This is a genomic window from Trinickia mobilis (genome assembly GCF_017315705.1).
GTDB classification, from domain to species: Bacteria; Pseudomonadota; Gammaproteobacteria; order Burkholderiales; family Burkholderiaceae; genus Trinickia_A; species Trinickia_A mobilis.
The window spans coordinates 81,531-94,794 of the sequence record NZ_JAFLRF010000012.1 but is presented as its reverse complement, the minus strand read 5'-3'; the positions used below and the strand labels follow the sequence as shown (position 1 = coordinate 94,794).

Sequence of the window (13,264 nt, the reverse complement as noted above, 5' to 3'; positions counted from 1 at the left end):
CGGTTGGGTCAGCCGGATGACATCGCGTCGATCGCCGTGTTTCTTGCGTCGGACGACGCGCGCTGGATGACGGGTGGACATCTTATCGCGAGTGGAGGCATGCGCTGATCTGGAGATGTGCGCGATGGGTCTTGGAGGTCACCCTCGTCAGTCTGGACGACGAATGGTCCGGCTACGTCGACCGGACCAGAAGGCTCATAGTGAACGCCTCGATGCTGCACGATTTCGCGAATTCGCGAGGCATGGTGATCTCCTTGCGAATCGCTTTTCAATCGGTCCATCCGTCATGCTTGCACCGAAGCTCGCACTATTGCCAGTAGTTGCCGGGCCGATATTACGAGAGTCTGGATTGCTGTATCGAAACTGTTCAATTCGGCACCTCCTCTTGGATTTATAGCTATAAGAATGCCGAGCTTGCGCAAGCTGCCGCCCGTTTTCGATCAACCACCAGTGAGCCAAGTATGGCACCCTAAAAATAAGGCAAAAAAAACTAAAAAAGCCAGGGGCTGGGAGGGAAGAATTAACCGTTACGCGTCGTGACACTGCGTCAAATTCAGCGAAAAACGACATGCGTATCAGTGAGGCAAATGGGTTCTACGCGCCAGGAGCCGCTTTATGCCTCGCAAACGTAAAGAAGAAACGACGGTAGAACCGGGCAAGGGCCTGAATCTGGACTCGGCCCTGAACACGTGCGTGTGGGCAGCTCGGCTTCGTGTGAAAGCGAACTCTATACGCTGCACCAGGACGACTGCGATGTCGCTCGTGTCGATCCATGGCCGTCAGTCAAAGCCGTTCGGATTCGTCGACTGCCAGCGCCAATGGTCGGTGCACATCCGCTCGATGCCGTACTGCGCGCGCCAGCCGAGCAGTGCCTCGGCCGCCGCCGGGTTCGCATAGCACTCGGCCACGTCGCCGGGCCGCCGCGCGACGATCTCATACGGCACCGGGCGCCCCGATGCCGCTTCGAACGCGCGCACCACTTCGAGCACGCTATATCCCTGGCCGGTGCCGAGGTTGACAACGAAGCTCGCATCGCGTGTCTTCAGCGCATCGAGCGCCGCGGTATGCCCGCGTGCGAGGTCGACCACGTGGATATAGTCGCGCACGCCGGTGCCGTCCGGCGTGTCGTAGTCGCCGCCGAACACGCGCAGCTTCGCGAGCTTGCCGACCGCGACCTGCGCGACGTATGGCATCAAGTTATTCGGCACGCCCGCCGGGTCCTCGCCGATCAAGCCGCTCTCGTGCGCGCCCACCGGGTTGAAATAGCGCAGCGTGGCGATGCGCCAGGACGGATCGGAGATCTCGAGGTCGCGCAGCACCTGCTCGGCGATCAGCTTGCTCTGGCCGTACGGATTCGTCGCGGACAGCGGGAACGATTCGTCGATCGGCGAGCTTTTCGGCACGCCATAAACGGTCGCCGACGAGCTGAACACGAACTGCTTCACGTTGCGCGCGCGCATCGTGTCGAGCAGCACGAGCAGGCTGTCGATGTTGTTGCGGTAGTAGTCGATCGGCTTCGCGACCGATTCGCCGACCGCCTTCAGTGCCGCGAAGTGAATCGCGCCGGTGATCGGATGCGCATCGAAGATGCGCGCGAGCGCGGCTTCGTCGCGCACGTCGGCTTCATGAAACGCAACGGGCTTGCCCGCAATTGTCTCGACGCGCTTCACCGCTTCGCGATTGCTGTTGACGAGGTTGTCGACGATTACGACGTCATAGCCGCCATTGAGCAATTCGACCGCCGTGTGCGATCCGATGTAGCCCGCTCCGCCCGTCACCAGAATCGTGCCCTTGTCTGCCATTGCTGTTCTCCGTCAGAGTGATGCGCCAGTCCACGTGCGCAGGGTGTCCTTGTACCGCTCGACGACCCCTGCCTCGTCGAATTCTGCCGCGACTTTGTGTCGGCCGTTCTCGCCCATCGCGCGCCGCGCGTCGACGCTCATGTCGAGCATTTGCGCGAGCTTCGCCGCGAGGCTTTCCGCGTTGCGCACTTCGCACAGCAGGCCGGTGACGCCATCGGCGACGACCTCGCGGCAGCCCGGCACGTCGGTCGCGACGATCGGGCGGCCCATCGCCGACGCCTCCATCAGCGTGCGCGGCACGCCTTCGCGATAGGACGGCAGCACGACGCAGTCGGCGTTCGCGATGTGCGGGCGCACGTCGTGCGCTTCGCCCAGATATTCGATCAGGCCTTCGCGCTGCCACGCCTCGACTTCCGCTTGCGAAATCGCGCTCGGATTCGCGACGCCGACCGGTCCGAGCAACTGAAAGCGCGCCTGCGGATATTTCGCGCGCAGGCGCCGCGCGGCCTCGACATATTCGCCGACGCCCTTATCCCAAAGCAAGCGCCCAATTAATACAAAAATAAATTCTGATTTTTTTTCCGGCAGACTTTCGTACGCGAAGTGCTCGAGGTCGACGCCCTCGCCGTGTAAGAGCCGCGCGCGTTCCGGATGCGCGAGCAGGCGCTCGTTCAGGAAGGCCGCCTGGTCGTCTCGATTGAGGAACCAGACTTCGCGCGGGAAGCGAAACGCGAAGCGGTAGAGCTGCTTCGCGACTTGCGCGGCGCGGCTCTTCCGGATGAACACGTAACCGAGCCCGGTCGTCACCGCGACCGACGGCACGCCCGCGAGCTTCGCGGCGATCGAGCCGTAGATGTTCGGCTTGATCGTGTAGTGGAAGACGAGGCTCGGCTTGAGGGTCCGGTACAGCCGATAGAGCGCGATGAGCGTGCGCAAGTCGTCGCGCGGATTGGTGCCCTTCGATGAAACGGGCAGGTCGATGCAGCGGCAGCCCATCTGTTCGAGCAGCGGGAACGTCCGGTCGCGCGGCGCGAGCACCGTCACTTGGGCGCCCTTGCCGGTCAGCATCTTGATCAGGCCGTGCCGGTAGGTATAGATCGCCCACGCGGTGTTGCAGACGAGACTGATGGCAAGCGGCTTGGAAGCTGGCTTCATGCGGGGCTTCGTGCGGTTCATGGAAGGGGAGGGCGGCGGCGTGAACGCGCTGCCGCTTAAGCGGTGTGCGTCGCGAAGAGCGAGCGCTTGATCCGTTGCAGCATCGTGTAGGGCGTCACGAAATGGAGCAGGTTCTTCGCGAGCCCGGCCCAGTCGTACGGGTTGAGCGGATTGAAGTAGTGCAGTTGCAGCGCGAGCGTGGAAGCGACTTGGCGGCGCCGCTTCGTCGCGCTGATGCCGCCTTCGTTCAGTTCGTAGTAGAGGCCGAGTTCCGGCAGGTTCGCGCAGTCGTAGCGCTCCATCAGGCGCAGGAACAGATCGAGGTCTTCGGCCGCGCGGTATTTTGCTCGATAGTTGCCGACTTCGCGCACGGCGGCGACGCGCAGCATCGTCGCCGGATGCACGAGCGGCACGCGAAAGAAGCGCGTGCGGCGAATCGCGCGCGGCTCGGCGGGCGGCGCGAGCATGAAGAGCGGCTTGCCGTCGCGCGTCACGACCTGCGTCCACATGCCGACGGCGGCCACGTGGCGGTGCGCTTCGAGATACGCGCGCTGCTTCGCGAGCCGTCCCGGTGCGGCGAGGTCGCCTGCGTCGATGCGCGCGGCGTACGGGTAGCCGCGTTCGGCAAGCGCGTCGATGCCCGCTTGCAGCGCGCGCTCGATGCCGCCGTTGACCGGCATGCGCAGCACTTCGATCGACAGGCTCGGCAGCGTCGGCGCGACGATCGGCGGCGTGCTGCCGTCGTCGACGATCAGCACGTGCACGGGTGCGCTCTCGACGAACGACGCGAGCGTGCGCTCGACGTCTTGCTGCCCGTTGTACGCGGGCAGCAGCACGGCGACGTCGTCGAGCACGACATTCACGACGGTGGAAGGAAAGGTCGTCGTCATGGGCGCAGCTTGTAGCGGATGTAGTAGAGGTTGACCGAGCAGGCTGCGAGATAGCCGGCCGCGAGCCCGGCGAGCGCGCCGTACGAACCGATGCGAGGGATCAGCAGCAGATTCGCGACGAACGCGACCGCGAGCGCGAAGAGCCACTTCGACAGCAGCACGAACTTCGCCTGGTATTTGAGCACGACGAGGTTGCCGATCGCTTCGACGCCCGCGGGCACCGAAAGCCATACGGCCCAGCGGAAGATGTCGATTGCGCCTTCGTAGTTCGGCCCGAACACGCGCGTAATGATGAGGTGCGCGAGCAGGTCGAGGACGGACGCGCCCGCGATCATCAGCGCCGCGGCCATGAGCGTGAGCCGCCACATGTTGCGGCGCAGTTGCGCGACGTCCTGCACGCGATAGACGAACGCGGGCGCGATGGTCTGCGCGAGCATCAGCGCGAGCGCGATCCAGTTCTCGTTGATCTGCTGCGCGGCCGAGTAGCGGCCGAGATCGGCGAACGAGATCGCGCGCTCGAGCATCAGCCGGTCGAGTTTCAGGAACAGATACATGCAGATGAGTCCGATCCAGAACACCGTGCCCGAAGTCGCGAAGTGGCGAAAGAGCGAGCGATCGACGTGCCAGCCGAGCTTGCCGCCGTTCCTATGGATGTAATAGAGGACCAGCACGATGCCGATCGCCGCCGATTCGGCCGCCCACAGCCACGAAAAGCGCGCGGGCGCCGCGGCGGCGCGCACGAGCACGTAGACGAACGCGGCCTTGATGAGCGCTGTCGTCATGCTCGTGAGCAGCTGCGGCTTGCTGTACGTCATGCTCTGCAGCCACGAGTTGATCACGCCGACGAACGGCTCGCGAAACAGCATCGTGACGGCGAGCCCGGCGAGCATCGCGCCGACGAGCGGATCGGTGGCGCCGGCCGCGATGCCGGCCCACGTGAGCAGCAACGCGGCGGCGGAGACGATCAGGCGCAGCACGAACGCGCTGCCGAGCACGGTGCCGAGTTGCGCAGGCGGACGATGAACGATGGTCGGCACGAGAATTTCTGCGCCGCAAACCCAGGTGATCGGCGCGAGCACGAGCAGGAGTGTGTTCGCGTACTGCCACTTGCCGAACACGTCGGGACCGAAATAACGCGCGAGCATGCCGCTGACCGCGATCGCGACGCCGATTTGCGTGAAGCGCTCGAGCCCGAGCCAGACGATGTTCGCGACGGCTTTCGCGACGTCTTGATTCGCGAAGCGCTTCAGCATGCGCGGTACGGAAAATGCGTCGGCAACGTTGCGGCAGGAGAGCATCTAAGCATTAAAATGGGCGCGTCTGACGCTTTTCTCAAAACCGCAATTATAAGTTGGAACCGGCTCGCTTCCGGCGCCGACGCATCGTGTCGTTGTGCGCCCCGGCTTTCCCTTCCCACCTTTCGCAAGCAACTGAGAGCCCAACCATGATTTCCCAATCCATCTTCAAGGCGTATGACATTCGCGGCGTCGTCGGCAAGACGCTCGATGCGGATGTCGCGCGGCAAATCGGCCGCGCGTTCGGCAGCGAAATCCGCGCGCAGGGCGGCGACGCCGTCGTCGTGGCGCGCGACGGCCGCTTGTCGGGACCGGAGCTGATTGCGGCGTTGTCGGACGGTCTGCGCTCGGCTGGCGTCGACGTGGTCGACATCGGCATGGTGCCGACGCCGGTCGGCTACTTCGCGGCCAGCGTGCCGCTCAAGCTCGCGGGCGGCGAGCGCAAGGTCGATTCGTGCATGGTCGTGACGGGCAGCCACAATCCGCCCGACTACAACGGCTTCAAAATGGTGCTGCGCGGCGCGGCGATCTACGGCGACCAGATTCAGGCGCTCTACCAGCGCATCGTCGACGGCAATTTCGCGGAAGGCGGCGGCCGCTTCGAGCAGTACGACATCGCCGATGCGTATCTGCAGCGCATCACGAGCGACATCAAGCTCGCGCGGCCGCTCAAGATCGTCGTCGATACGGGCAACGGCGTGGCGGGCGGTCTCGCGCCGCGGCTTTTCAAGGCGCTCGGCTGCGAGCTCGTCGAACTGTTCACCGAAATCGACGGCAACTTCCCGAATCACCACCCGGACCCGGCGCACCCGGAGAATCTCCAGGACGTGATCCGCGGGCTCCAATCGACCGATGCGGAAATCGGCTTTGCGTTCGACGGTGACGGCGACCGCTTGGGCGTCGTCACGAAGGACGGCCAGATCATCTATCCGGACCGCCAACTGATGCTGCTCGCGCAGGAAGTGCTGTCGCGCAACCCGGGCGGGCAGATCATCTATGACGTGAAGTGCACGCGCAATCTCGCCAAGTGGGTGCGCGAGCAGGGCGGCGAGCCGCTGATGTGGAAGACGGGCCACTCGCTCGTGAAGGCGAAGCTGCGCGAGACGGGCGCGCCGCTCGCGGGCGAAATGAGCGGCCACGTGTTCTTCAAGGACCGCTGGTACGGCTTCGACGACGGCCTGTATACGGGCGCGCGTTTGCTCGAAATCCTGTCGCGCGTGGAAGACCCGAGCAAGCTCCTGAACAGCCTGCCGAATTCGCTTTCCACGCCCGAGCTGCAGTTGAAGCTCGAAGAAGGCGAAAACTTCGCGCTGATCGCGCGCCTGCAGAAAGAGGCGCAGTTCACGGGCGCGGACGACGTCGTGAAGATCGACGGCTTGCGCGTGGAGTATCCGGACGGCTTCGGCCTCGCGCGCTCGTCGAACACGACGCCGGTCGTCGTGATGCGCTTCGAGGCGGACAACGAAGCGGCGCTCAAGCGGATTCAGGAAGATTTCCGGCGCGTGATCGTCGCGGCGAAGCCGGACGCGAAGCTGCCGTTCTGAAAAGCGTGACCGGCGCGGCGGGGCTCGGGCGCGCCGCGCCCCGCCGCTGCCGGCGCGAGGATCAAGGCGAGGTTGGCTTGGCCGCCGACGCGGCTGCCGCCGGCGCCGCGGGCGGCGCTATGCTGCCCGGCGTCTTGATGTCGTCGGCGAGCGCCGGGATCGGCGCGGACGCGGCCGCTGCCTTCGAGGCCGGCGCAGGCGCCACCGCCGGCGGCGCGCCCGGAATGGCGGTGCTGCTGATCGCAGCAGAGGGCACCGCGTTGGCCTTATTCATCACGGTCTTCAAGTAGCGGTCGACGAACTCGAAGAAACGGTCGTAGAACTTGTCGGATTGAATCGTCTCGGTCGACACCTTGACCATTTCGTCGCTGTTCGAGCGGATCGGCATCGAAATCGAACCGATGATGCTCAAGCCTACGGTCGCCGACGTATCGCTCTTCTTGACCGCGAAGCCGTTCTGCACGGCGTTCGCGTAGACGATGCTCGTATCGCTCGTTTCCTCGCCCGGCACGCAGACGACGTGAAACTCGACCTGCGCGTGCTTGTCGCCGTCCTGCTGGAAGTCCTTGGTGGCGTCGATGGAGTCGGGCCGCGGCTCGTTCGTGACGTAGCCCTGGTTCAGCAAGGTGCGGCGCGCGGCCTCGCAGGCATCGTCGGCGCTCGCGTTGAAGTTGCGGGAAAACTGGCTCACGCCGGTATCGAACATTTCCTGCTGATACTTCGACGGTTTCGGGGTGCTGGAGCACGCGGCCAGCGCAGCGAGCGCGGCCACCGCACACGCGGCGCGGGCGTTGAAAAACGGGGTAGGCATAGTCTGGAGAATGACTGCTAGACGGCAAACGACATGCATTGTAGTGCGGTTGGCGCCGCAGAAGCAAAACGCTTGTGCCACAAGGGCTTACAAAAACGCCCAACCCTGCGGGCAGGGCGCTTGGCGAACGTAATGCTCAGCGGGGCGCATGTGTTCCGGCACTTGAAGCGCGCGTTTGCGCCGCCGGCCGCAGTCGCATGGCGGTGCTGTAAGCGTCACGAAATATTATCGAAAGCTCGCGTCGGGCCAAAGCCGTAAGCTCACCGAGTGACCGGCCCGCGCGGCGAGGTAGAATTGCTGCCCTTTAGAACTTCCTTCGAACCGGCGTGCCGGCGTTTCCTTTGAGCGTGCAAAAAATACTAATCGTGAGAGTGTCGTCGCTCGGCGACGTCGTCCACAACATGCCGGTCATCGCCGATATTCGCCGCAGGCACCCGGACGCGCAGATCGATTGGCTGGTCGAGGAGAGTTTCGCGGGCCTCGTCGAGCTCGTCGACGGCGTGCGCCGCGCGATTCCTTTCTCGCTGCGGCGCTGGCGCAAGCGGCTCGCCTCGTTCGAGAACTGGCGCGAGATCGGCGCGTTCAAGCGCGCGCTCGCAGCCGAGAAATACGATCTCGTGATCGATTGCCAGGGGCTCGTCAAGACGGCCTGGGTGGCGAGCTGGGCGCACGGGCCGCTCGTCGGCCTTGGCAACCGCACGGACGGTGCCGGCTACGAATGGCCGGTGCGCTTCTTCTACGACAAGCGCGTGCCGATCGAGCCGCGCACGCACGTGGTCGAGCGCACGCGCCAGCTCGTCGCGGCCGCGCTCGGCGACCCGAAGCCGCAGCCCGCCGACGACATCGATTTCGGTCTCGACACGCGCCGCGCCGCACTCGCCGTGAACGCGCTCGGACTGAACTTGCCGGTGCCGTATGTGGTGTTCGTGCACGCGACTTCGCGCGCCGACAAGCAATGGCCCGACGCCGCATGGATCGAGCTCGGCCAGTCGCTCGTGCGGCGCGGCGCGTCGCTCGTGCTGCCGTGGGGCAGCGACGCGGAGCGCGCGACGAGCGAGCGCCTCGCGAAGGAATTCGGCGCCGCGGCGATCGTGCCGCCGCGCTTGTCGCTGCCGGCGGTGGTCGGGCTCGTCGATTCGGCCGCGGCCACCGTGGGCGTCGATACCGGCTTGGTGCATATCGCCGCCGCGCTTAAGCGGCCGACAGTCGAGTTGTACAATTTTGCGACTGCATGGCGCACCGGCGGATATTGGTCGCCGAACGTCGTCAATCTCGGCACGGCCGGGCAGCCGCCGACCCTTCAACAAGTGAAGTCCGCGCTCGCCGGATTCGGCCTGCTGTAAGACAGCTTCCGGGGCCACCCATCATGAACGAATCCCAGATCGTCGAAGTCGCGTCCGCCGATTGGCAGGCGCAAAATCTTTCGGTGCCGCGCGAGCAATTGCGCGCCGCAGTCGAGCGCGGCAAGGTGCTGTATTTCCCGAACCTGCGCTTTGCAATCGACGGCGGCGAGCAGGCGCTGCTCGATCCCGCGCTCGCTGATCCGAAGCGCAAGAACATCAGCCTCGAAGCGAACGGCGGCGCGCTTCATGGCGTGCTCGGCGATGCGGTCACGCAATCGGCGGTGCGGGCGCTGATCGCGCGCTATCAGGCGAATGCGCGCTCGCTCGTCGAGGGCCTCTTCCCAGAGTATCAAGGCATGCGACCTGCGCCGACGAGCCTGCGGCTGCATCAAGTCGAGACGCGGCAGACTTCCTGGCGCAAGGACGACAGCCGCCTGCACGTCGACGCGTTTCCGTCGCGGCCTAATTACGGCGAGCGCATCCTGCGCGTGTTCACGAACGTGAATCCGAAGGGCGTGCCGCGCGTGTGGCGGGTCGGCGAGCCGTTCGAAGACATGGCTAAGCGCTTTCTGCCGCAGATCAAGCCGCAAATGCCGGGTTCCGCGTGGCTGCTCGATCTGCTGCATGTCACGAAGTCGCCGCGCAGCGAATACGACCATTTGATGCTGCATTTGCACGACGGCATGAAGGCCGATCTGGACTATCAGAAGACGAGCCCGCAGGAGACGATGCCGTTTCCGCCGGGCAGCGTGTGGGTCTGTTTTTCCGACCAGACTTCGCACGCGGTGATGTCCGGTCAGTTCATGCTCGAGCAGACTTTTTTCCTGCCGGTGAAAGCGATGGTGCAGCCCGAATGCGCGCCGCTCGGCATTCTCGAGCGGCTCAAGGGCCGGGCGCTGGTTTGAGCGCGCCTCGCTGCCCTGCGCTCGTGGCGCAAGCGTGGTTCGCGCGCATGCTTGTGCTTGCGCCGCCGCAGCCGGGCGCGCCGGGGCGCTCATGCTGAGGGCCGTCTATCGCGCGCTGTGGTGGCTCGTCGCGCCGCTGGCGGTGCTGCGTCTTTTCATTCGTTCGCGCCGCGAGCGCGGCTATCGCGAGCATATCGGCGAGCGCTTCGGGCGCGCTAAAGGGCGCTTGCCCGAAGACGCGGCCCCGCTGATCTGGGTGCATGCGGTATCGGTCGGCGAGACGCGCGCTGCGCAGCCGCTCGTTGCCGCGTTGATGCAGGCGCGGCCCGACGCGCGCGTTCTCCTCACGCATATGACGCCGAGCGGCCGCGCGACCGGCGAGCAGCTTTGGGGCGACCGCGTGCTGCGCTGCTACCTCCCGTACGACATGCCTCATGCGGTGCAACGGTTTCTGCACGCATGGCGTCCGTCGCTCGGCCTCGTGATGGAAACGGAAGTCTGGCCGACGCTGATCGACGAATGCCGGCGCACCGGCGTGCCCCTCGTGCTGACCAATGCGCGGATGTCGGCGCGCTCGTACAAGCGCGCGGCACGGTTCGGCAATGCGACGCGCGACGTGTTCGGCGGCTTTTCGCGGGTGCTCGCGCAAAGCCCGTCCGACGCCGAGCGGCTGACGGCGCTCGGCGCGCGCAACCTCGCGGTGCTCGGCAACCTGAAGTTCGACATGGCGACGCCGCCTGAACTCGTCGCGCGCGGCCATGCGTGGCGAGCGGCGATCGGCACACGGCCGGTATGGGTCGCGGCGAGCACGCGCGAAGGCGAGGAGCCGCTGGTGCTCGATGCGCTCGCGGCGCTCGCGACGGAAGACGCGCTCCTGATCCTCGTGCCGCGCCATCCGCAGCGTTTCGACGAAGTGGCGGCGCTGCTGGAGAAACGCGGATTGCGCTACGAGCGGCGCTCCCAATGGGCGCAGCCGGCGGCCGCTGCGGCGGCGCAAGCGGCGACGCCGCGGCGTTTGCCCGAGACCGTGACCGTGCTGCTCGGCGATTCGATGGGCGAGCTCGGCGCGTACTACGCGGCGTCGGACGTCGCGTTCATCGGCGGAAGTCTGCTGCCGCTCGGCGGACAGAATCTGATCGAGGCGTGCGGCGTGGGCACCCCGGTGCTGATCGGGCCGCACGTGTTCAATTTCTCGCAGGCCACGGCGGATGCCGTTGCGGCGGGCGCTGCCGTGCAGGTGGCGGACCCGGCAGACTTGGCGAAGGGGCTCGGCGAGCTGTTCGCCGACAAGCCGCGGCGCACCGCAATGGCGGCCGCCGCTTCCGCGTTCGCGGCGCGGCATCGCGGGGCGACGGCGCGCACGGTCGAGGTGTTGACGGCGCTGTTGGAAGACTAGTCGGGCTGGCGTGCGAGCTCGGTGGGTCCGCGAAAAAGAATCGGCATCAAATGCTGCTCTGAGTCCGCGTGATCGTGTAACTGTTCGATGATCTCGCGGTGCCGGCCGTTTTCACTCGTGAAAATCGCGGCCCGTGGCGGCTACGGTCGTCTATGCTGATGAAGGGCGGCGCACGCGTGCCGCCGCGGGGTTCTGAGCCGGAACCGCCGAAAATGCCGTCGGAAAGGGAGGCCAGCGAGGTTTCCGTCTGCTGACGGCTATTCGACACGGTTTTCCGTGCATGTTCTGGCCGCGCAAGATGGGTTTCGCCAGCAGCGGGCCAGCGCCGGAAACCCACTGTGCGGCGACGACCCGCAGCAATGCCGGCTTGGCGTGCCTGACGGAAAACCGGCGATTTCGGCTTGGAACCCCGGCCTGGTTTACACATATCGTGCCTGGAGGGGGGTATGGACGGGGAAAACCAGTTGTTCATGCACAATGTCGCCAACTATCTGGCGACTCGTTCCATTATCGTGCCGACCGACTTTACAGATCCCGGCGGAAGACGCTTGACCAACGGCCAGCTATATCAGTTCGATCTGCAGCCCATGGCGGCGGGAAATGAGGTCCATGTGCAGGGTGCTGCCGTTCTGGTGCTACTCACCGTCATGGCGCATCGAGGCACAGCTGCGGGACGGTATACACATGGCATCACTGCGATGTGGCTCGCGGGTCCGCCCATGGGCGGTCGGAACACCGCACCTCTACCGGCTGGCGCGAATTACGTGTTCACTGAAAGTTTGGGCGGATGCAGCGTTTATATACAGGGCGGCAATATCATTCACGACTACAGCGGAAACGTGCCCGGTGGTGTTGCGGCTAATCAGCAGGTAAGCGAACCCTACGCGGGATCGGTAGCCGGCCATTTCGAGCAAACATGTGCAGTCGCCTACCTTGCAGGAGGGGCATGGCACATAGGCACCAGCGTGCCGCATGACGTGATGGGATACCAGAGAACACATACGGCTTCTGGATATCATTTTTTGGGTCATTAGGGCAGCAAAAGCACGGCTTGCCGAATCGAACGAGGTCCTGGGTCAACGCATGCTCCAGCCGCGTCGCGCGACGGCGTAGCGGTTCATGGGTCACCCCGGGATTGAATTGCGCTTCGGTCCATTCTCCCGACCAACGCGCGAAAGTCGCTGCTCAGATGGGCCAGAAATGCGTGGTCGCCCTCCTGGGAGGCTGGGTCATACGACACGCCGCAGATCGCCACGCACTCGGTGAGGGGCAAGTCAAAGCAGGTCATCTCGACTTTGCTTTCATGATTCATGCCCGACTAACCCCGAAGCCGCAACACCGTCGCCTGAGTATCCTCCGCATCGACGATCCATACCGCAACAGCGCTGAAATTGTCGTGATTTGCACTCGCCGTCGCGCGCACCCGCGCCGCCAGCGCATCGAGCCATGCGTTGGGCGTCGCCGCCTGTGCGAGCGTTTTGCTCATGAACGTCTCGTCGACGTACTCCCAGAGCCCGTCGGTACAAAGCAGAAAAGCATCGCGATCAAGAAGCGCGAAGGTGCCGTCGAGTCCCGTCACGTCGAGCAGATCGCGCGTGCCGAGCGCGGAGATCAGGACATTGCGGCTCGGATGATGACGTGCCTCGTCAGCGCCAAGCAATTGCGCGTCGACCATTTCCTGAACCACGCTGTGGTCACGCGTTTGCGCACTGATCCGCCCGCCGCGAAAACAGTAAAGCCGTGTGTCCCCGCAATGCGCCCAGGCGGCCGTGCGCCGTTCCCGGTCGATCGCCAGCAGCACGGCAGTAGAACGCATGTCTTTGACATCGTCATTGCCGCGTGCCTGTTCCTCCAGAATGTTTTCATTTGCGTGAGTCAGCGCGCTTACGAGGCGCTTGCCGGTGGGAGGCAGTTCCGCCGTCGTCAGGTATCGCAGGTCCGCGAGCACCGTATTCACCACTATGCTGGCCGCCGTGTCACCGCCGCCATGTCCGCCTGCTCCGTCCGCGACCACGCAGTAGTAGAGACGCTCGCTCGACCAGTCGGCTAGCGCGTCCTCGTTCCGTTGCCGGTCGCCCTGGTCGGTCAGGCTCGCTGTGATGAGTTGCACGTCACGCCTCCCG

12 protein-coding genes are annotated in these 13,264 nt (G+C 65.0%); 6 read left to right on the top strand and 6 right to left on the bottom strand.

Features of this window, described 5'->3' with window-relative positions; translation table 11 throughout:
• Positions 1–108: SDR family oxidoreductase (locus tag J3489_RS37685; RefSeq protein WP_242540119.1), on the top strand; the 108-nt coding region annotated here is incomplete at its 5' end.
• Positions 109–779: 671 nt separating this feature from the next.
• Here the strand turns inward: J3489_RS37685 and galE are convergent.
• From galE to J3489_RS18380, 4 genes are read right to left on the bottom strand one after another with little or no spacing between them, the layout of a single operon-like run.
• A complete protein-coding gene (gene galE / locus J3489_RS18395; RefSeq protein ID WP_207000359.1) occupies positions 780–1,802 on the bottom strand; it encodes a UDP-glucose 4-epimerase GalE in 1,023 nt (340 codons plus the stop codon).
• A gap of 12 nt (positions 1,803–1,814) precedes the next feature.
• The gene (locus J3489_RS18390) at positions 1,815–2,957 is read right to left on the bottom strand and encodes a glycosyltransferase family 4 protein (protein WP_207000358.1); all 1,143 of its coding nucleotides are present in this window, start codon (positions 2,955–2,957) and stop codon (positions 1,815–1,817) included.
• Between the two features lie 56 nt (positions 2,958–3,013).
• Positions 3,014–3,847, bottom strand: coding sequence for a glycosyltransferase (locus J3489_RS18385; protein WP_207000356.1), 834 nt, complete (start codon positions 3,845–3,847; stop codon positions 3,014–3,016).
• Entirely contained in the window at positions 3,844–5,100 is a 1,257-nt protein-coding gene (locus J3489_RS18380; RefSeq protein WP_207000353.1) for an oligosaccharide flippase family protein, read from the bottom strand. Before J3489_RS18380 ends, J3489_RS18385 begins: the two co-directional genes overlap by 4 nt.
• 191 nt (positions 5,101–5,291) lie before the next feature.
• Here J3489_RS18380 and J3489_RS18375 point away from each other — a divergent pair, with 191 nt between their 5' ends.
• The gene (locus J3489_RS18375; RefSeq protein WP_207000351.1) at positions 5,292–6,686 is read left to right on the top strand and encodes a phosphomannomutase/phosphoglucomutase; all 1,395 of its coding nucleotides are present in this window, start codon (positions 5,292–5,294) and stop codon (positions 6,684–6,686) included.
• A 61-nt stretch (positions 6,687–6,747) separates the two neighbouring features.
• Here the strand turns inward: J3489_RS18375 and J3489_RS18370 are convergent, their stop codons facing one another.
• Positions 6,748–7,497 carry a DUF2242 domain-containing protein gene (locus J3489_RS18370; RefSeq protein WP_207000349.1) on the bottom strand — a complete coding sequence of 250 codons (750 nt, stop codon included), beginning with the start codon at positions 7,495–7,497 and terminating at the stop codon, positions 6,748–6,750.
• A gap of 347 nt (positions 7,498–7,844) precedes the next feature.
• Here J3489_RS18370 and waaC point away from each other — a divergent pair, with 347 nt between their 5' ends.
• The 4 genes from waaC to J3489_RS18350 all read left to right on the top strand — a co-directional run bounded on the left by waaC (position 7,845) and on the right by J3489_RS18350 (position 12,175).
• Positions 7,845–8,840 carry a lipopolysaccharide heptosyltransferase I gene (gene waaC, locus J3489_RS18365; protein ID WP_207000562.1) on the top strand — a complete coding sequence of 332 codons (996 nt, stop codon included), beginning with the start codon at positions 7,845–7,847 and terminating at the stop codon, positions 8,838–8,840.
• 23 nt (positions 8,841–8,863) lie between these two features.
• Positions 8,864–9,745, top strand: a complete 882-nt coding sequence (gene kdoO, locus J3489_RS18360) for a Kdo hydroxylase KdoO (RefSeq protein WP_207000347.1) — start codon at positions 8,864–8,866, stop codon at positions 9,743–9,745.
• Between the two features lie 91 nt (positions 9,746–9,836).
• A complete protein-coding gene (waaA, locus tag J3489_RS18355; RefSeq protein WP_207000345.1) occupies positions 9,837–11,141 on the top strand; it encodes a lipid IV(A) 3-deoxy-D-manno-octulosonic acid transferase in 1,305 nt (434 codons plus the stop codon).
• Between the two features lie 446 nt (positions 11,142–11,587).
• Positions 11,588–12,175 carry a hypothetical protein gene (locus tag J3489_RS18350; RefSeq protein ID WP_207000343.1) on the top strand — a complete coding sequence of 196 codons (588 nt, stop codon included), beginning with the start codon at positions 11,588–11,590 and terminating at the stop codon, positions 12,173–12,175.
• Positions 12,176–12,459: 284 nt separating this feature from the next.
• Here J3489_RS18350 and J3489_RS18345 read toward each other — a convergent pair whose 3' ends face one another.
• Positions 12,460–13,251 (bottom strand): PP2C family protein-serine/threonine phosphatase, encoded by a 792-nt coding sequence (locus J3489_RS18345; protein WP_207000341.1) that lies wholly within the window; start codon positions 13,249–13,251, stop codon positions 12,460–12,462.
• Positions 13,252–13,264: the final 13 nt, after the last annotated feature.

Coding starts and splice junctions, on each gene's coding strand:
- galE (WP_207000359.1), bottom strand. CDS start 1,802: ATGGCAGACAAGGGCACGATTCTGGTGACGGGCGGAGCGGGCTACATC.
- J3489_RS18390 (WP_207000358.1), bottom strand. CDS start 2,957: ATGAAGCCAGCTTCCAAGCCGCTTGCCATCAGTCTCGTCTGCAACACC.
- J3489_RS18385 (WP_207000356.1), bottom strand. CDS start 3,847: ATGACGACGACCTTTCCTTCCACCGTCGTGAATGTCGTGCTCGACGAC.
- J3489_RS18380 (WP_207000353.1), bottom strand. CDS start 5,100: ATGCTGAAGCGCTTCGCGAATCAAGACGTCGCGAAAGCCGTCGCGAAC.
- J3489_RS18375 (WP_207000351.1), top strand. CDS start 5,292: ATGATTTCCCAATCCATCTTCAAGGCGTATGACATTCGCGGCGTCGTC.
- J3489_RS18370 (WP_207000349.1), bottom strand. CDS start 7,497: ATGCCTACCCCGTTTTTCAACGCCCGCGCCGCGTGTGCGGTGGCCGCG.
- kdoO (WP_207000347.1), top strand. CDS start 8,864: ATGAACGAATCCCAGATCGTCGAAGTCGCGTCCGCCGATTGGCAGGCG.
- waaA (WP_207000345.1), top strand. CDS start 9,837: ATGCTGAGGGCCGTCTATCGCGCGCTGTGGTGGCTCGTCGCGCCGCTG.
- J3489_RS18350 (WP_207000343.1), top strand. CDS start 11,588: ATGGACGGGGAAAACCAGTTGTTCATGCACAATGTCGCCAACTATCTG.